The sequence below is a fragment of the Aeromonas sp. FDAARGOS 1407 genome (genome assembly GCF_019048725.1).
Classification (GTDB): domain Bacteria; phylum Pseudomonadota; class Gammaproteobacteria; order Enterobacterales; family Aeromonadaceae; genus Aeromonas; species Aeromonas enteropelogenes.
Genome location: NZ_CP077399.1, coordinates 1,691,630 through 1,709,181 on the forward strand (window position 1 = coordinate 1,691,630; position 17,552 = coordinate 1,709,181).

14 protein-coding genes are annotated in these 17,552 nt (G+C 61.1%); 5 read left to right on the plus strand and 9 right to left on the minus strand.

The annotated features are described in order from the left end of the window. The first annotated feature begins 52 nt into the window (after positions 1 to 52). Positions 53 to 667 (plus strand): TetR/AcrR family transcriptional regulator, encoded by a 615-nt coding sequence (locus I6L37_RS08235; protein WP_026456182.1) that lies wholly within the window; start codon positions 53 to 55, stop codon positions 665 to 667. Positions 668 to 739: 72 nt separating this feature from the next. Here the strand turns inward: I6L37_RS08235 and I6L37_RS08240 are convergent, their stop codons facing one another. Beyond that, entirely contained in the window at positions 740 to 1,351 is a 612-nt protein-coding gene (locus tag I6L37_RS08240) for a flavin prenyltransferase UbiX (RefSeq protein WP_026456181.1), read from the minus strand. Continuing rightward, positions 1,348 to 2,730 carry a UDP-N-acetylmuramate:L-alanyl-gamma-D-glutamyl-meso-diaminopimelate ligase gene (mpl, locus tag I6L37_RS08245; RefSeq protein WP_216993741.1) on the minus strand — a complete coding sequence of 461 codons (1,383 nt, stop codon included), beginning with the start codon at positions 2,728 to 2,730 and terminating at the stop codon, positions 1,348 to 1,350. Before mpl ends, I6L37_RS08240 begins: the two co-directional genes overlap by 4 nt. A 200-nt stretch (positions 2,731 to 2,930) precedes the next feature. On the opposite strand from mpl, the gene I6L37_RS08250 reads away from it, so the two are divergent. After that, on the plus strand, positions 2,931 to 3,632 hold the full coding sequence (locus I6L37_RS08250; RefSeq protein ID WP_042026929.1) for a phosphatase PAP2 family protein: 702 nt from the start codon (positions 2,931 to 2,933) through the stop codon (positions 3,630 to 3,632). Positions 3,633 to 3,697: 65 nt separating this feature from the next. Here I6L37_RS08250 and galE read toward each other — a convergent pair whose 3' ends face one another. The 7 genes from galE to barA all read right to left on the minus strand — a co-directional run bounded on the left by galE (position 3,698) and on the right by barA (position 12,488). After that, complete coding sequence (galE, locus tag I6L37_RS08255) at positions 3,698 to 4,711, minus strand: UDP-glucose 4-epimerase GalE (protein WP_216993742.1); 1,014 nt, start codon at positions 4,709 to 4,711, stop codon at positions 3,698 to 3,700. An 83-nt stretch (positions 4,712 to 4,794) separates the two neighbouring features. Continuing rightward, entirely contained in the window at positions 4,795 to 5,790 is a 996-nt protein-coding gene (locus tag I6L37_RS08260) for a hybrid-cluster NAD(P)-dependent oxidoreductase (protein ID WP_216993743.1), read from the minus strand. 88 nt (positions 5,791 to 5,878) lie between these two features. Then, positions 5,879 to 7,528: a hydroxylamine reductase gene (gene hcp, locus I6L37_RS08265; RefSeq protein ID WP_216994137.1), complete on the minus strand. Its 1,650-nt coding sequence runs from the start codon at positions 7,526 to 7,528 to the stop codon at positions 5,879 to 5,881. A 207-nt stretch (positions 7,529 to 7,735) separates the two neighbouring features. Then, positions 7,736 to 8,203 (minus strand): Dps family protein, encoded by a 468-nt coding sequence (locus I6L37_RS08270; RefSeq protein WP_026456176.1) that lies wholly within the window; start codon positions 8,201 to 8,203, stop codon positions 7,736 to 7,738. Between the two features lie 126 nt (positions 8,204 to 8,329). Beyond that, on the minus strand, positions 8,330 to 9,196 hold the full coding sequence (locus tag I6L37_RS08275; protein ID WP_216993744.1) for an N-acetylmuramoyl-L-alanine amidase: 867 nt from the start codon (positions 9,194 to 9,196) through the stop codon (positions 8,330 to 8,332). A gap of 16 nt (positions 9,197 to 9,212) precedes the next feature. Next, positions 9,213 to 9,692 carry a DUF1456 family protein gene (locus tag I6L37_RS08280; RefSeq protein ID WP_216993745.1) on the minus strand — a complete coding sequence of 160 codons (480 nt, stop codon included), beginning with the start codon at positions 9,690 to 9,692 and terminating at the stop codon, positions 9,213 to 9,215. A gap of 87 nt (positions 9,693 to 9,779) precedes the next feature. After that, positions 9,780 to 12,488 carry a two-component sensor histidine kinase BarA gene (barA, locus tag I6L37_RS08285; RefSeq protein ID WP_216993746.1) on the minus strand — a complete coding sequence of 903 codons (2,709 nt, stop codon included), beginning with the start codon at positions 12,486 to 12,488 and terminating at the stop codon, positions 9,780 to 9,782. Positions 12,489 to 12,641: 153 nt separating this feature from the next. Here barA and rlmD point away from each other — a divergent pair, with 153 nt between their 5' ends. The 3 genes from rlmD to mazG all read left to right on the plus strand — a co-directional run bounded on the left by rlmD (position 12,642) and on the right by mazG (position 17,422). Continuing rightward, positions 12,642 to 13,964 (plus strand): 23S rRNA (uracil(1939)-C(5))-methyltransferase RlmD, encoded by a 1,323-nt coding sequence (gene rlmD, locus I6L37_RS08290; RefSeq protein WP_216993747.1) that lies wholly within the window; start codon positions 12,642 to 12,644, stop codon positions 13,962 to 13,964. 269 nt (positions 13,965 to 14,233) lie between these two features. After that, positions 14,234 to 16,447 carry a GTP diphosphokinase gene (gene relA / locus I6L37_RS08295; RefSeq protein ID WP_042026921.1) on the plus strand — a complete coding sequence of 738 codons (2,214 nt, stop codon included), beginning with the start codon at positions 14,234 to 14,236 and terminating at the stop codon, positions 16,445 to 16,447. A 177-nt stretch (positions 16,448 to 16,624) separates the two neighbouring features. After that, positions 16,625 to 17,422, plus strand: a complete 798-nt coding sequence (gene mazG / locus I6L37_RS08300; RefSeq protein ID WP_201979320.1) for a nucleoside triphosphate pyrophosphohydrolase — start codon at positions 16,625 to 16,627, stop codon at positions 17,420 to 17,422. Positions 17,423 to 17,552 lie beyond the last annotated feature (130 nt).

A 17,552-nucleotide genomic window follows, 5' to 3' on the forward strand; every position in this document is an offset into this window, starting at 1 on the left:
CAGTTAAAATACTATAAACACCATAATCAATAACTATTAGATGATAAAAACTATGGAACCACGCGCAGAAATAAGACGTCGTACCCGGCTGTCGCCGGAAGCCCGTCGAACTCAATTGATGGAATGTGCCATCGAAGTATTCTCCCGCCGAGGCATCGGTCGTGCTGGCCACGCCGAAATTGCCGAAGAAGCCAAGGTATCGGTTGCTACCGTATTCAACTATTTCAACACCCGCGAGGAGTTGGTTGATGAGGTGCTGGCCGAGATCGAACGCTTCATGACCCAGATGCTGTCACAGGCATACTCGGGCAATGACGCAATCCTGGACAAGATCAAACGACATGTGACCCTGTGTGTCGATGCCGCTTTTGATAAGCCGGATTACGCCAGCATCTGGCTGGAGTGGAGTTCATCGGTACGGGAAGAGGTATGGCCTCGCTATACCCGTCTGCTCGATCAGTGTCTCGACCTGATCGCCAGCGAGCTGCAGTCCGCCATGGATGCAGGGGAGATCACCAGCGTGCTGTCGGCGCAGGATCTGGCCCGCTCCCTGAGTGGTTGTGGCTACGTGATGATGCAGATGATCAACCAGCCCCAGCGCCCCGCCCGTGAAGAGGTGACGGACTTCCTGTTCAAGTACGTGACTGCCCCTATCCAGGCCAGCTGATACGGTTTTGACAAAAACGGCGCCACTCGATGAGTGGCGCCGTTTTTTATGCCGTACTTTTGTCCTGACGGATCAGGCTTGGCCATAACCCCAGCGGCGGGTCAGCTCGTGTTCTATGCCCAGATGGTCAAGGATCCGCGCCACCATGAAGTCCACCAGATCCTCGATGCTTTTGGGCTCGTGATAGAAGCCGGGCGCCGCCGGCATGATGGTCACGCCAAGACGGGCGAGCTTGAGCATGTTCTCCAGATGGATGGCGGAGAAGGGGCTCTCGCGAGGCACCAGGATGAGCTGGCCGCGCTCCTTGATCACCACATCCGCCGCCCGCTCCAGCAGGTTGTCGGAGGCGCCGTTGGCAATGGCGGAGACTGTGCCCATGGAGCAGGGGCAAACCACCATCTGCTTGGGCGCCGCCGAGCCGGAGGCCACCGGCGAGAACCACTCCTCCTTGCCACAGGCGACGATCTGCCCCTCCTTGGCACCATACTGACGGCAGAGGTAGGCGGAGAGCTCCCTGGGCGAGCCTGGCCAATCCTGTTGCTGCTCGGTCTTGAGCACCACCCGGGCTGCCGAGGAGGCGAGCAGGTAGACCCGATAGTCCGCCTGCACCAGACACTGGAGCAGGCGCAGGGCGTAGGGGGCACCGGAGGCGCCGGTCAGCGCCAGGGTGATCGCTTTGTTCATAGTTGACCGTGGTAGTCCTTGAGGCGAGCAAGCAGCTTGTCATGGATGCCGCCGAAGCCGCCGTTGCTCATGATCAGAATATGGTCGCCGTCGCGGCACTCGGCCACCAGCCGATTGATCAGGGTCTCCAGATCGTTGAACACCTTGGCCGGGCGGGTCATGTGGGCGGTCACCTCACCCAGATCCCAGCCGATGTTGGGAGGCTGGAAGAAGAACACCTCGTCGGCGCCGTCGAAGCAGCCAGCCAGCTCCTCCTTGTGCACCCCCAGCTTCATGGTGTTGGAGCGCGGCTCCAGCACGGCCAGGATGCGGGCCTGGCCTCCGATGTGATCAACCCTGGCGCGAAGGCCGCCGAGGGTGGTCTCGATGGCGGTGGGGTGATGGGCGAAGTCGTCGTAGACGCTGATGCCCGCCACTTCACCCTTGAGCTCCATCCGTCGCTTGGGGGATTTGAACTGGCACAGGGCCGCGATGCCGTGCTCCACCATGACACCGGCATGGCGGGCGGCGGCGATGGCCATCAGGCCGTTGTTGACGTTGTGCTCGCCGATGCATTCCCAGTGCACCTCGCCCTGCTTCTCGCCATCCAGCCACACCTCGAAGGCGGAGCCGTCGTCGGCCAGCTTGACTGCCTTCCACTTGGCATCGTCCTGACCCACCAGCTCCACTTCGCTCCAGCAGCCCATCTTGCGCACGGCGGTGAGGTTGTCATCTGCCTGCGGGAACAGCACTCGGCCGTTGCTAGGCACGGTACGCATCAGGTGATGGAACTGGCGCTGGATGGCGGTGAGATCCGGGAAGATGTCTGCATGATCGAACTCCAGGTTGTTCATCACCAGGGTGCGTGGATGGTAGTGAACGAACTTGGAGCGCTTGTCAAAGAAGGCGCAGTCGTACTCGTCCGCTTCGATAACGAAGAAGGGCGCAGAGCCCAGGCGGGCGGAGACCGGGAAGTTGCCCGGTACGCCGCCGATGAGAAAACCGGTTTCTAGCTTGGCGTACTCCAGTACCCAGGCCAGCATGCTGGCGGTGGTGGTCTTGCCATGGGTACCCGCTACCGCCAGTACCCAGCGATCCTGCAGCACATGCTCCAGCAGCCACTGGGGGCCGGAGATATAGGGCAGGTTGCGATCCAGCACATACTCCACGCAGGGGTTGCCACGGCTCATGGCGTTGCCGATCACCACCAGATCCGGCGCCGGATCGAGCTGGGAGGGATCATAACCTTCGGTCAGCTCGATGCCCTGCTGCTCGAGCTGGGTGCTCATGGGGGGATAGACGTTGGCATCGGAGCCGGTCACCCGGTAACCAAGCTGTTTTGCCAACACCGCCAGACCACCCATGAAGGTGCCGCAGATCCCGAGGATGTGAATGTGCATACCGCTTCCTTTTCCATTAAAGGGAGTGCGCATTCTAGCAAGATGGCAGCAATTTGGCAGACCCAAGGGGTGGCCGGACCGGAATAAGTCATGTGGCTTTATTTGAGGCTTGCTTTCATGACGTACTTTCTTACAATTCCCGGGTTTTGCGATGGCGATAACAGATCTAGGATATCGCCCTTTTCCGAAGGAGACTCTTCATGGGCAAGTTCCTGCTTTGTTATCTGGTCGGTGGTCTGGTGGCCATCAGTTGGGCCACTTTGCCCGCTCACGGTCCCTGGGATGGCTGGGATCTCGCGATTTTCCATGGGGTGAATGGCTGGCTGGCGGAATCGGCACGCTGGGCCGATCTGGTGGCGATCATCAACAACCGGCTGTTCGATCTGGTGGTGCTGGCCTGCATGGGACTGATCCTGACGCGCTGTTTCGTCTCTCGCGATCTGGAAGGTCGTCGCCAGCTGGTGGCGATGGGACTCTTGATGCTGCTCACCGCGCTGGTCGTCAACCAGATCGGCCACCAGTTGCCGGTAGAGCGCCCCAGCCCGACCCTGATGGTCAGCGATGCGTTGCGCGTCACCCACATCAGTGCCATTCCAACCAAGGACTCTTCCGGTGACAGCTTCCCGGGGGATCACGCCCTCTTCCTGATGATCTTTGCCGGCTTTGCCCTGCGCTACCTGCCCCGCTGGGCGGGGGTTTGCGCCGTGTTGATGGTGCCGCTCTTCTCTGCGCCACGGATCTTCTCCGGGGCCCACTGGTTTACCGATGTCTATGTCGGCGCCCTGGGGCTGGCTACCCTCTGTCTGCCCTGGCTGCTGCTGACGCCGCTTTCGGATCGCCTGATTGCGAGAATGGTTCCTTATATGGCGCGCTTGCCGCTGCTGCGCAGCCAGGCCTGCTGATGGCGCTATGCAAAAAAACGCCCCGACACTGCGTCGGGGCGTTTTTTATCCGGGCCTTAATGCCATCAGGCCTGGTAGCCGTTCGGGTTGTTGCTTTGCCAGCGCCAGGTATCGATCATCATCTGCTCCAGCCCCCGCTCGGCCTGCCAGCCCAGCTCCTCGCGCGCCTTGTGCGGCTCGGCCCAACATTCGGCGATGTCGCCCGGGCGGCGCGGTTTGATCTGGTAGGGAATAGTGCGGCCGCTGGCCACCTCGAACGCCTTGACCATCTCCAGCACCGAATAACCCTGGCCGGTGCCGAGGTTATAGGTGAAGACGCCGGTGTCGCTGGCGATGCGTGCCAGTGCCTTGAGGTGGCCGATGGCAAGGTCCACCACATGGATGTAGTCGCGCACCCCAGTGCCATCCGGAGTGGGGTAGTCGTTGCCAAACACCCCCAGCTCCTTGAGCTTGCCGACGCCCACCTGGCTGATATAGGGCAGCAGGTTGTTGGGGATGCCGTTGGGATCTTCACCGATGAGGCCGCTCTCGTGGGCGCCGACCGGGTTGAAGTAGCGCAGCAACACGATGGCCCAGCGGGGATCGGATTTGGCGAGATCCCGCAGTATCTCCTCCACCATCAGCTTGGAGCGGCCATAGGGGTTGGTGGCGCTGGTGGGGAAATCTTCCCGCAGCGGCACAGACGCCGGGTCGCCATAGACGGTAGCCGACGAGCTGAACACCAGCCGGAATACTCCTGCCCTGGCCATCTCCTCGCACAGTACCAGAGTGCCGGTCACGTTGTTTTGATAGTAGGTGAGCGGGATCTGGCTCGATTCCCCCACCGCCTTGAGGCCGGCGAAGTGAATGACCGACTCGATCTCGTAGTCGGCGAACAGGCGCTGCAGGCAGGTTCGGTCGAGGATATCCCCCTCGACGAAAGTGACCGTCTTGCCGGTGATCCGCTCGACCCGCTTGAGGGACTCGGGGGAAGAGTTGGAGAGGTTGTCGAGCACCACGACCTGCTGTCCGGCGCTAAGCAGCTCGACCAGGGTGTGGGAGCCGATATAGCCGGCGCCCCCTGTGACCAGAATTGTCATTGTCTATCCCGTGTTCTGATGAAACTGGAGGGAGTTTACCCGCCCAGCCTCAGCGGGAAAAGCATGAGCTACCAATGACTCCATCAATAGTCGACGCTGACATCCCCCTTGGCGGTGCAGGAGCAGGCCAGGGCGACCCCGCTTTCGAGATCCTGGGGGCTCAGGGTCATGATGCTCTGGCGTTCTATCTCCCCCGTGGTGGTACAGCGACAAGCCCCGCACACGCCGGCGCGGCAGGCGGCCATCATGGTTTCACCCGCCCCTTCCAGCGCGGCGAGCAGGGTCTGGCCCGGCAGTATCTTCACCTTCTTGCCACTCTTTTTCAGGGTCAGCCAGAAGTGGTCGCTGGTGGCGGGTGCAGACTCGGCGGGCGGCAGTCCGAAAGACTCCTGATGCAGTTGCTCGGCGGGTAGCCCCAGATCCGCCAGCATGGTGCTGACCGCTTCCATATAGGGGGTTGGCCCGCACAGGTAGACGTGGCGGCCGAGCAAGTCCGGCGCCAGCTCTTTGAGCATGGCGGGGGTGAGGCGCCCAGCCCAGGGGTGATCGGCCGGGGCCTGTTCCAGCACCAGCGCATGACGCAGGCCTTCGTGAGCCTCGGCCAGGGCGTTCAGTTCACGACCGAAGATGACATCTTCCGGTGAGCGGGCACTGTGAATAAAGCGGATATCGGCGTCCGGTCGCTTGGTCAGCTCGTCCCGCAGCATGGCCCACATGGGGGTGATGCCGGAACCGGCGCTCAAAAGCAGCGGCTGCTCGCACGGCAGTGCGCTCAGGTTGAAATCGCCGAAGGGGCCATCCACCCGGATCTCGTCCCCCACTTGCAGCGTCTGGTGCAGATGGTGGGAGACCAGCCCCACATCCTTGATGGTGACCTGCCAGAAAGGATCCTGCGGGCTGGAGGATAAGGTATAGGCACGGCAGTGGGGCTGGCCGTCGATGAGGGTGTGCAGGGTCACACACTGGCCGGCCAGCACGGGGGGCAGAGTGCTTTCGAAGGGAACGAACTGCCAGCTGACCACATCATGGGTATCCGCGTGGCGGGCGGTGCAGGTGAGGATGAGAGAGGTGGAGGTCATCGCAAGGCTCCTCGGTGTTATTGGTAAAAGGCATGAGCAAAAAAGGCGAGCCGGGCGGCTCGCCAAACGCTTACAACATGACGAGCTGTCAGGCCGCCAGGATCTCGGCCAGATCCGCTTCGGCACTGGTGGTGCCCTTGAGACCGAACTGCTCCTCCAGCACCTTGAGCAGGGCCGGGGTGAGGAAGGCCGGAGCCGTCGGGCCGGTGCGGATGTCCTTCACGCCGAGCGCCAGCAGGGTGAGCAGGATGACGATGGCTTTCTGCTCGAACCAGGAGAGCACCAGGGTCAGCGGCAGATCGTTGACGCCGCACTCGAAGGCATCGGCCAGCGCGAGGGCGAGCTGGATGGCGGAGTAGGCATCGTTGCACTGACCTACGTCGAGCAGGCGAGGAATGCCGCCGATGTCACCGAAATCGAGCTTGTTGAACTTGTACTTGCCGCAGCCCAGGGTGAGCAACAAGCTGTCTTGCGGTACCGCCTTGGCAAACTCGGTGTAGTAGGCGCGCTCGGCGCGATCGCCATCGCAACCGCCGACCAGGAAGAAGTGGCTGATTTCCCCTGCCTTGACCTTGTCGATGACGGCCGGAGCAGCCTGCATCAGGGCGTTGCGGGCAAAGCCGATGGTGATGAAGTGCTCGAGCTCTTCATGCTTGAAGCCATCCAGCGCCTGCGCCTTCGCGATGACGGCGGAGAAATCGTCCCCTTCCAGATGGGTCACGCCCGGCCAGCCGACGATGGAGCGGGTGAAGATGCGATCCGCATAGTTGCCCACATTCGGGTCGATGATGCAGTTGGAGGTCATCACCACGGCGCCCGGGAAGTTGGCGAACTCTTTTTGCTGGTTCTGCCAGGCGGAGCCGTAGTTGCCCACCAGGTGCGGGTACTGCTTGAAGAAGGGGTAAGCCAACGCTGGCAGCATCTCGCCATGGGTGTAGACATTGATGCCGGTGTCCTTGGTCTGCTCCAGAACGAGCTTGAGATCCACCATGTCATGGCCGGAGACCAGAATGCACTTGCCCGGCACCGGGGTGACGCGCACCCGGGTCGGCTCGGGGTGACCAAACGCAGTGGTCTCGCCGAGGTCCAGCATCTCCATGATTTTGAAGTTGAGCAGGCCGATATCCATGGCGCACTTGAACAGGGGATCCAGATCGCTGGGATCCGTGCTGAGCCAGCTCATGATGCGGTGGAATTCTGCCGCCACCTCGCTGTCTTGCTGATCCAGCACCCGGGCGTGCTCCATGTAGGCCGCGGCCCCCTTGAGGCCGTAGAGGCAGAGCAGGCGCAGCCCCATGATGTCTTCGTTCACTTCGCTCTTGCCACGGTTGACCGCGGTTTGCGGTGCATGAGCTAGCTGTGCCAGCAGCTCGGCACCCGGCTCGAAGCTGGCTGCGGCAGGCAGTCCGGCAACCTGCACCGCGCGTTCGGCCAGATGGTTGGCCAGCTGGTGGCGATAGGTCAGGGTCTGGTTGACGTAGCCAACGATACGGGCGGAGTCGAAGTTGACGTTGGTGAGGGTGGCGAAGAAGGCCTTGGGGACGAAGGCATCGATCTCGCTGTCGATGATGCCGTGCTCGCGGGCGGCCAGCGCCCAGGCGCTCAGCCCCTGCAGCGCATAGATCAGTACATCCTGCAGATCCGAGGTCTCGGCAGTCTTGCCGCACATGCCCTGGGCATAGGCGCAACCGTTGCCGGCGGGGGTACGAATTGTCTGTTCACATTGCACACAAAACATCATGTCTCTCCTAATTGGACATTTCAGTTGTCTGTTTTGTGCCGATTCTATGCCTCTCGGAAAAAACTTAATAGGCATTCAATTTGCCAATTCATTTTTCATTGATGCAGATCAAAAACAAAAAAGCCGCCCATCGGGGGGCGGCAAGGGGGGGGATAAATAGGAGAGACTATTCAGGGTTCACAACTCAACGGGTTACAAAACGGATCAGGCCAGGTAGGCGCGCAACATCCAGACCAGTTTTTCCTGCTGCTGTACATAGTCAGAGAGGATGGAGGCTGTGCCCTCGTCACCGGCGTCAGCGGCTTGTCCCAGAATGCGGCGCTGGGCGATCAGCAATTCGCGGAAGCTCTCCAGCAGGGATTCGACACAGGCGCGGCCGTCGTGCATGTCTTTTTGCTCGGCAATGGCCGACACCTTCAGATAGTCGCTGAAGCTGTGCATGGGCACGCCATCAAGGGTGAGGATGCGCTCGGCCAGGGCATCGACCTTCAGCAACAGGTCGTTGTAAATCTCTTCGAACTTCAGGTGCAGTTCGAAGAACTGGTTGCCGCGGATATTCCAGTGAAAACCACGGACGTTCATGTAAAGGATCTGGTAGCTGGCCAGCAACTTGTTCAGTTCTGCAGCCAGGGCTTGTGATTGAACGCTATCAAGACCAATCGGGCTTTTCATCTTTCACCTCCAGATTTGGAAACGTATTTCGGAACGGGGTCAGAGTACCGCCATACAAAGTGGAGGGATAATCGCTAGTGTCTAACTGATTGATAGCGAATGGCTATCGAATGGCGGCTCGCGGGATTAGCTGCCGTACTTTTCCAGCAGGGCCATCAGGATGGCCTGGCTCTCGGGATCGGGTTCGCTATCGACCCGGGCCGGGTGAAAGTGGAGTTGAAAGGCGCGCATGACGGCCCGGCTCTGGGCGTCCCACTCTCCGGTGATAGGGAGGCCATAACCGTAATGAGCCAGTTGTTGCTGCCAGGTGGCGATGTCCCAGTGCGGCAAGGGGGCGGCAAGCAGCTCGGTGACCCGCTCTTCATCGGGCCAGGCTCCCACCCCGTATTCCAGATAGAGCTGGCGCCAGGGAAAGCGGGGACCGGGATCCTGCTTGCGCTCCGGGGCCACGTCGCTGTGAGCCAGTACCTGGGTCGGCGGGATCTGGTAGCGTTCAACAAGATCCCGGGTCAGGGCGCCGACGGCGGCGATCTGGGCTCGGGTGAACGGTTGCCAGCGCCGCTCATGGGGGAACAGGGACTCCTCTTCCCGGGGATAGCCCAGGTTGACGATCTCGATGCCAAGGGAGCTGGCATTGAGCCCCGCATATTGCCGCCAGCGGCTGAGCCCCGCATGCCAGGCGCGCTGGCTGTCCGGCACCAGCTGATAGACGGGCAGCGGTGTCTCATCGCTGTTGCGGGGGACCAGATAGTGGGCGCTCACCTTGTGCTCGGGTTCGGTCAGCAGGCGCAGAGAGTTGTCATCGTCCTCATCTGTGTAGTGCAGGATCAGAAAGGCAATGCGCTCGTTCTGGCTGGCGCTCTGGTAACGGGTGGATAGCTGGTAGTCAGCCGGGGTGCAGCTGCCCAGCAGGAGAAGCGGGAGCAGCAGAAGCGGGCGCCATCTCCCGGGTGTCCACAAGCAGGACGGGAGGGAAGAGAGGCGCACCGGCATGGGAAAGATCCTGGTCCTAGCCGCGATACTTGGCGGTCAGACCGATGAGGAAGTTGCGCAGGATCTGATCCCCGCAATCCTGGTAGTGTTTGTGATCCTTGGCGCGGAACAGGGCGCTCAGCTCGGACTTGGAGAGGTTGAAGTTGGCCAGCTTGAGGGTGCCCAGCATGTCTTCCTCTTTGAAGTTGAGGCCGATGCGCAGCTTGCGCAGGATCAGGTTGTTGTTGATCCGGTTCGGGATCACCTGGGGCGGCGCATCTTCCCGCACGCCGCGGCAGGTGGCGATGAAACCGTCGAGGAACTGGCTCAGGGCCGAATCGGGGCAGGCGGCAAAGGCCGGATCCTGCACTTCTCCCTCTTCGGCTTCTTTCAACAGCCAACCGTGCAACTGGGCATGGGTGACGGTCAGGTTGCCCTTGGCAAACATGTCGACCATCTGATCGTTGCTGATGCTGAGGGCGTAGCGCAGGCGGCGCAGAATATCGTTATTGGTCATGCTGACTCCTGTGAAAACGGCGCAACTGTACCATCTGGCGTGCCCCGCGTCAGAAAAAGCGGGGCTCTACTGCCAAAACCCCGGGACTCACGCCAGATAGCGGGGGGCCTCCTGGCGCACCAGCGCCAGCGCATCCTGCAACTCCAGCAGCTCGGGTTCCAGCTCGCTGACCGGCACGCCGTCGCGCAGCTGCTGCTCGAGTTGTGAGAGCAATCGCTGCAGACCGGGCACTCCGGAGTAGGCACAGCCCCCGTTGAGGCGGTGGATCTGGGCCAGCACCTCGCTATCTTCGATGGCGCCGTTCAGGGCAGATTCCAGCACAGGTTCCACCTCGTCGAAGCTGGCCAGCAGCATGGTCAGCATCTCCCTGGCCAGCGCCTCCTTGCCGGCGGCCTGGCGCACTGCCAGCGACCAGTCTATCTGCTGATCACCGTAGTTCTGGTGGCGACGATGGGCAAAGTCGGCGATGAGCTGGGCCAGCATGCTCTCGTCGATGGGCTTGGCCAGATAGTCATCCATTCCCTGGCGGATCAGGCGCTCCCGCTCGCCGGGAATGGCATGGGCGGTGACCGCGACGATCGGCGTGGTGGTGTTGAGGGACTGGCTGCGGATCGCCTGGGTTGCGCTGATGCCATCCATGATCGGCATCTGGATATCCATGAAGATGATGTCAAACGGCTGGCTCTGGGCCTGTTTGACTGCCTCCTTGCCGTTCTTGCACACCACCACCTGGCTCACCATCTCCTTGAGCATGGCGGCGATCAGTTTGAGGTTGGCGGCATTGTCATCCACCGCCAGCACCTTGATCGGCTGCAACTGGCGCGGACTGGGCTGGGCCGGCAATAGCTGGTGGTTCGCCTCCGGGGTGAGCAGGGCGTGCAGCAGCTTGCGATGGTTGACCGGCTTGGAGAGACAGTGCTGGGCTCCGTGGGCCTGCATCGCCTCATAGAGTGCCGGATCGTGGCTGCTGAGCAGCACTATGGTGTTCTGGCGCCCATCGAGGGCATCGAGGCGAGTAAGCACCTGCTGCGGCGTGTGCAGGGTGCTGCTGCCGATGATCACCATCTCCTGGCTGCTCATCTCTGGCCAGGGGGCGTCATGTGCCAGCAGCTGGACATCCAGCTGCCACTCGGCCAGCAGGGCGCGCAGGGAGGCCTGGGCAAAGGGATCCGGCTCCAGCAGCCAGAGTCGTTTGCCGCGGATGCGATCCAGCGGCAGAGAGTCGGCCTGGGGCAGGGGGGAGACCTCCACATCCAGGCTGAACGAGAAGACCGAGCCTTTGCCGAGTTCCGATTCGAACCGGATCTGGCCGCCCATCTGCTGCACCAGCTTCTGGGTGATGACGAGACCGAGGCCGGTGCCGCCATAACGGCGGGAGATGGAGGAGTCGGCCTGGTTGAAGGCCTGGAACAGCTGGCGCTGCTGCTCTTCCGAGATGCCGATGCCGGTATCGCGGATCTGGACGTTGAGCCTCACCTTGTGATGGCTGCTGCCGATCTGCTGGATGTGCACATCCACGTTGCCCTGCTCGGTAAACTTGATGGCGTTGCCGGCGAGATTGGTCAGTACCTGCTGCAGGCGCATGGGGTCGCCAGTCAGGTAGTCCGGCACCTCGGCATCCACTCGCAGGGAGAGCTCCAGCTGCTTGTCGTGGGCGCTGGGGCCAAGCAGATGCATGGTCTCGTTGAGGGTGTCTCGCAGGCTGAAGGGAATATGTTCCAGCTGCAGCTTGCCCGCCTCGAGTTTCGAGAAATCGAGGATGTCGTTGATGATGCCAAGGAGGTTGCGCGCCGACTTCTCGATGGTCTGCATGTAGTCGGTCTGGCTCGGGGTCAGGCTGGTTTTCAGCAGCTGGCGGGTAAAGCCGATGACGCCGTTGAGCGGGGTGCGCAGCTCGTGGGACATGTTGGCGAGGAACTCGGACTTGACCCGGGCCGCCTCCTGGGCGCGCTTCTTGGCCATGTCGAGCTCGACGTTCTGGATCTCGATCTGCTCCAGGGTTTCACGAAGGTCCGAGGTGGCCTGATCGATGTTCTGTTGCATCTCCTCGTGATATTCGGAGAGCGCCTTGGCCATGGCGTTGATGCCGTTTTTCAGCATGTCCAGCTCGCCGGTGAGCTGGCCGTTGACCCGGGTGTCGAGGCGACCCTCCCTGATCTTGTGCACCGCCTGCACCATGTCGGTGATGGGCTGGGTCACGCTCTTGACCAAGCGGAAGCCAAACAGGGTGCTGAAGGCCACCCCGATAATCACCATGATGACGGCGAAGAAGGTGTCGCGATAGTGAAGCAACATGGCGCGATCTGTCGTTATCTGCATGGAGATATAACCGATCATCGGTGGCTCCACATCGCTTGGCAGCGGGAAGCCGTCCAGGCTGGTTTCGGCCTGGATCGGGGTGCGCAATATGATGTCATCCCCCTGGAAGGTGACGCTGGTCAGCTCCGGGATGGGCTGGCCGTCGGGCAGCCGCAGTCGGGTAAAGTCCCTGTGGTAGTTGGAGGTGACGAACAGCTGGTTGTCCTGGGTGAAGACGGCGATGGACTTGATGAGCGGCGAATTCTTGCGATGAGTCAGCCCTATCAGCCGTTTGAGCGACTCCCTGCTGTGCTGGGTCATGCCATATTCGCTGGCAATGGCGAGGGGTTCGATGATGTTGATGCCCTGATCGATCAGGTTGTTTTCCAGCTGCTGATAGCGGTGGAAGGTGAAGTAACCGGCCATCAGGCCGCCGATGAACAGGGTAGGCAGTATGGTAAAGGCGAGAACGCGTGCTCTCAGGCCATATTTGGTCATACGAACAGGCCACCAGTAAACGGGGTTGGCGATAGGGTGAACGGCAATGCACGGGCTCTGTGGCCGTATTTGGTCATACTATTATTCTTGTGGGACAATACCCGGCTGCAGATTCCACAATCATGACATAGCCACTTATAGGCACCAAGTTTTATGGCCCAGTTTTTCAAGCCCCAAAAGAAGTCCACCCAGCCCCAACGTATTGAATTTACGATAGACACTCTGGACCACCACTGTGTCGGCATCGGTCGCCACCAGGGCAAGGCGATCTTCGTCGAAGGAGCGCTGCCCGGCGAGACGGTCAAGGCCCGCATCACCGAAGAGAAGAAGCACTATGGCCATGCGGCGCTGCAACAGGTGGTGACGCCGGCGGGAAATCGCATCGCTCCGTTTTGCAGCCACTATCGCGAGTGCGGTGGTTGCAGTGCCCAGCATATGTCGGTGGACGATCAACAGGCCGCCAAGGCGGCCGGGCTGGTCAGCCTGTTCGAACGCCTTGGCAACATCAAGGCCCCCGCCCTCGAGCCTGTGCTGAGCGGCGAAGATAGGGCCTATCGCCGGGTCTGTCGCCTCGCCATCAAGTTTGACAAAAACGGTCGCTGCACCCGGGTCGGTTTTCGTCGTCGCAATACCAATGATCTGGTCGAGATGGAGGGGTGCCCCGTGCTGGCCGCACCGCTCTCGGCTCTGATCACCCCGCTGCGTGCCTGCCTCAATCGTCTCAAGAGTCAGCGTGAGCTGGGCCATGCGGAGCTGATCCAGTCAGAGCAGGGGATCATGCTGCTGCTGCGCCACACCGGGCGCCCCAACGAGACCGACCGCGCCCTGCTGGTGGCGTTTGCCGCAGAACAGGGGATCGACCTCTATCTGCAGGCGAACGACGAGCAGATAGAGCCGCTGCATCAACAATTCGAACCCTCCTACTCGCTCGATGGCCTGTCTCTTGCATTTGCTCCCGGTGACTTTATCCAGGTCAACGGCCCCATCAACCAGAGCATGGTGGCCCAGGCGTTGACCTGGCTCGGGGCGACCAGGGATGACAAGGTGCTCGATCTCTTCTGCGGCATCGGCAACTTTACCCTGCCGCTTGCCCGGCAGGCCCGCGAAGTGGTGGGGGTGGAAGGGGAGCTGGCCATGGTGGCCCGCGCCGAGGAGAACGCCCGTCGCAACGGCATCGACAACGCCCGTTTCTACAAGGCGGATCTCAGTGGCGACATCGTCGGCATGTCCTGGGCACGGGAAGGGTTCGACCTGGTGTTGCTGGATCCGGCGCGCCCCGGTGCCCTGGAAGTGATGGGACACGTGGCGAAACTTTCTCCCAAGCGGGTGGTCTACGTCTCCTGTAATCCGGTGACGCTGGCCCGCGACAGCCAGGTGCTGGTGAAGGGCGGCTACCGGTTGGCCCGATTGGGGATGCTCGACATGTTCCCTCACACTGGTCACCTGGAGTCCATGGCGCTGTTTGTGCGGGAGTAAACGCTGCATGGGCTCCCTGCCACGGGATCGGGAGGGGGTCCATGGCGCCCGCTTTTCTCTTGTTCTTTCGCCCCCATGGCGCTGTCTGAGCAGGAGTGAATGGGGTAATCTAACCCTTCGGTACGTAGGCAGGGCCTGCTGGAGAACACATCTGCCTTTGGGCGGTGCGCCTTGAATAGTTCTCCGGATATCCCCATTTGAAGCAGTCTCATCAGGTGAGGGGGGAGGAAGCGTCAGCTTTCGGCCCAACAATTTAAAGGATTGATACCATGGTTGCGGTTCGCGATATTCATTTGAAAGATAACTTCACCCTGGAGGAGTGGGTCGGCTCGCTCTCCTTAAGTGACAGTGACAAGGATCAGCTGCGAACCGTCTATCAGTATTGTCTGACGCTCGGTGACGAGGCGCTGACCAGCAAGCTGCTGGTGCGTGGCATCGAGATGGTGGGCATCCTGCTGATGCTCAGCATGGATATCGCGACCCTCAAGGCCGCCATCATCTACCCCTTCGTCGAAGCCGGTCTCATCAGCCAGGAGCGGATGGACGAGGACTTCGGTCCCAAGATCGCCAAGCTGGTGGAAGGGGTGCTGGAGATGGAGGCCATCCGTTCCCTGCAGACCCTGCATCGCAGCGAGACCTCGCCTGAACAGGTCGATAATGTGCGGCGCATGCTGCTCGCCATGGTCGAGGATGTGCGCGCCGTGGTCATCAAGCTGGCGGAACGGATCGCCTGCCTGCGGGAGGCGAAGAAGGCGGATGAAGAGACCCGGGTGCTGATGGCCCAGGAGATCACCAACATCTATGCGCCGCTGGCCAACCGCCTCGGCATCGGTCAGCTCAAGTGGGAGCTCGAGGATCTCGCCTTCCGCTACCTGCACCCGGATACCTACAAACAGATTGCCAAACAACTCGACGAGAAGCGCCTCGATCGGGAGCGCTACATCCGGGAGTTCGTGCAGTCTCTGCGCGATGCCCTGAAAGAGGCGGGGGTCGAGGCCGAGGTTTACGGTCGCCCGAAACACATCTACAGCATCTGGCGCAAGATGCAGAAGAAGCACCTCGAATTCAACGAGCTGTTCGACGTGCGCGCGGTGCGGGTGGTGACCAAGCGGTTGCAGGATTGCTATGCGGCGCTCGGCATCGTTCACACCCATTTCCACCACATTCCTCGCGAGTTTGACGACTATGTCGCCAACCCAAAACCCAACGGCTACCAGTCCATCCATACCGTGGTGGTGGGGCCCGAGGGCAAGACAGTGGAGATCCAGATCCGCACCGACCAGATGCACCAGGATGCCGAGCTCGGGGTCGCTGCCCACTGGCGCTACAAGGAAGGGGCGCAGGCCGGCGGCAAGGGGGGCAACTTCGAAGACAAGATCGAGTGGCTGCGCAAGCTGCTCGCCTGGCAGGAGGATCTCTCCGAGAGTGGCTCACTGCTCGAGGATCTGCGCAGTCAGGTGTTCGAGGACAGGGTCTACGTCTTCACTCCGAAAGGGGATGTCATCGACCTGCCGGCGGGGGCCACGCCACTCGACTTTGCCTATCACGTCCACAGCATGATTGGCCACCGCTGCATCGGCGCCAAGATTGACGGCCGTATCGTGCCATTCACCTACGCCCTGCAGACCGGCGATCAGGTGGAGGTGATCACCCAGAAGGAGCCGAACCCGAGCCGCGACTGGATGAACCCCAACTCCGGCTTCCTGCGTTCCAGCCGGGCGCGGGCCAAGGTGGCCACCTGGTTCCGAAAGCTGGATCGGGACAAGAACATCGTCGCCGGGCGCGAGCTGTTCGACAAGGAGCTGGATCGCCACAACCTCAGCATGGCCAAGATCGACAAGGGCAGCATGCTGCGCCGCTTCAATCTGGAGAGCACCGACGATCTGCTGGCCGGCATCGGTAGCGGCGACATCCGCATCAACCAGGTGATCAACTACCTGGACACCTGCTACAACAAGCCGACGGCAGAGGAGGAAGATCGCCGCCTGCTGGAGAAGCTGGAGCAGAAGGCCAATGCGCCGTTCCGCCACAAGCCCAAGGATCACATAGTGGTGGAAGGGGTGGGCAACCTGATGACCCATATCGCCCGCTGCTGCCAGCCGATCCCCGGGGATGCCATCCAGGGCTTCATCACCATGGGCCGCGGCGTCTCCATCCACCGGGAGGATTGCGAGCAGCTGAAAGAGCTGTCACGGCGCAACCCGGAGCGGCTGATCGATGCGGTATGGGGGGAGAACTACTCCGGCGGTTATGGTCTCACCATCCGCATCCTCTCCAACGACAGATCCGGCCTGCTGCGCGACATCACGACCGTGCTCGCCAACGAGAAGATCAACGTGATGGGGGTGCGCTCACGCTCCAACGTGCGTGAGCAGACCGCCGAGATTGACATGGAGCTGGAGATCTACAACATCAACGCCTTCAACCGGGCGTTGGCCAAGCTGAGCCAGCTCAACGATGTGATCAGCGCCAAGCGCCTCTGATATTGATTGACCGGCCCCTGTGGCCGGTCACTGTTTTATCCCCCTGTTGCACGAAGAAAAAGCGAATAACCCATGTCTCAACGTGATGGCCTGCCCCAACTGCTCGACATGATATTGACCGGCTGCGTGGCCTGACGTTGGTTCATCCCCATTTAACGAATTGAAAGTGAATAACTCATGTCTCAACGTTACGACCTGCCCCAACTGCTCGATATCATGTCCCGCCTGCGCGACCCGCAAAACGGCTGCCCTTGGGATCTCAAACAGAGCTTTCAGACCATAGTGCCCCACACCCTGGAGGAGGCCTACGAGGTGGCCGACGCCATCGAGACCGAAGATTGGCAGGGGCTGAAAGGGGAACTGGGGGATCTGCTGTTTCAGGTGGTCTTCTATGCCCAGATTGGCAAGGAGCAGGGATTGTTCGACTTTGCCGACATCGTCGATACGGTGAGCGAGAAGCTCATTCGCCGTCACCCCCATGTCTTCTCGAATGCCGATCTCGGCGACGAGCAGGCGGTCAAGGCAAACTGGGAGGCGGAAAAGGCCAAAGAGCGGGCGGCGCTAGACAAAGAGAGCGTGCTCGACGACATCCCCCTCTCGCTGCCGGCCCTGACTCGAGCCGCCAAGATCCAGAAGCGCTGCGCCACCGTCGGTTTTGACTGGAAGACCCTGGGCCCCGTGGTGGACAAGATCCACGAGGAGATTGACGAGGTGATGGAAGAGGCGCTGATGGCCGATGTGGATGAGGCGCGGGTGAGCGACGAGCTTGGCGACCTGCTGTTTGCCACCGTCAACCTGGTGCGTCATCTGGGCAAGGATCCGGAACAGGTGCTGCGGGCCGCCAACGCCAAGTTCGAGCGACGGTTTCGTCAGGTTGAACAGTTTATCGCCGCGGAAGGGCTGAAAATGACCGACTGCTCACTGGAGAAGCTCGATGCCGCCTGGGATAGAGCCAAGGAAACCGAGCAAAGTTGATTTGGCGCAAGACGGGGCGGCGAGGAGCCTGATAGATTTTTGCTCATTGTTTGGGAGAGGGGTTTTTGGTATACTGTTTCCCCGTCCTGCTTCATCCCCGAAGCACCCCTTAAAATTCCCTAAACTTCTT

What these genes read in the sequence shown, in the direction of transcription:
- I6L37_RS08235 (WP_026456182.1), top strand. Translation starts at nt 53, where the DNA reads ATGGAACCACGCGCAGAAATAAGACGTCGTACCCGGCTGTCGCCGGAA.
- I6L37_RS08240 (WP_026456181.1), bottom strand. Translation starts at nt 1,351, where the DNA reads ATGAACAAAGCGATCACCCTGGCGCTGACCGGCGCCTCCGGTGCCCCC.
- mpl (WP_216993741.1), bottom strand. Translation starts at nt 2,730, where the DNA reads ATGCACATTCACATCCTCGGGATCTGCGGCACCTTCATGGGTGGTCTG.
- I6L37_RS08250 (WP_042026929.1), top strand. Translation starts at nt 2,931, where the DNA reads ATGGGCAAGTTCCTGCTTTGTTATCTGGTCGGTGGTCTGGTGGCCATC.
- galE (WP_216993742.1), bottom strand. Translation starts at nt 4,711, where the DNA reads ATGACAATTCTGGTCACAGGGGGCGCCGGCTATATCGGCTCCCACACC.
- I6L37_RS08260 (WP_216993743.1), bottom strand. Translation starts at nt 5,790, where the DNA reads ATGACCTCCACCTCTCTCATCCTCACCTGCACCGCCCGCCACGCGGAT.
- hcp (WP_216994137.1), bottom strand. Translation starts at nt 7,528, where the DNA reads ATGTTTTGTGTGCAATGTGAACAGACAATTCGTACCCCCGCCGGCAAC.
- I6L37_RS08270 (WP_026456176.1), bottom strand. Translation starts at nt 8,203, where the DNA reads ATGAAAAGCCCGATTGGTCTTGATAGCGTTCAATCACAAGCCCTGGCT.
- I6L37_RS08275 (WP_216993744.1), bottom strand. Translation starts at nt 9,196, where the DNA reads ATGCCGGTGCGCCTCTCTTCCCTCCCGTCCTGCTTGTGGACACCCGGG.
- I6L37_RS08280 (WP_216993745.1), bottom strand. Translation starts at nt 9,692, where the DNA reads ATGACCAATAACGATATTCTGCGCCGCCTGCGCTACGCCCTCAGCATC.
- barA (WP_216993746.1), bottom strand. Translation starts at nt 12,488, where the DNA reads ATGACCAAATATGGCCTGAGAGCACGCGTTCTCGCCTTTACCATACTG.
- rlmD (WP_216993747.1), top strand. Translation starts at nt 12,642, where the DNA reads ATGGCCCAGTTTTTCAAGCCCCAAAAGAAGTCCACCCAGCCCCAACGT.
- relA (WP_042026921.1), top strand. Translation starts at nt 14,234, where the DNA reads ATGGTTGCGGTTCGCGATATTCATTTGAAAGATAACTTCACCCTGGAG.
- mazG (WP_201979320.1), top strand. Translation starts at nt 16,625, where the DNA reads ATGTCTCAACGTTACGACCTGCCCCAACTGCTCGATATCATGTCCCGC.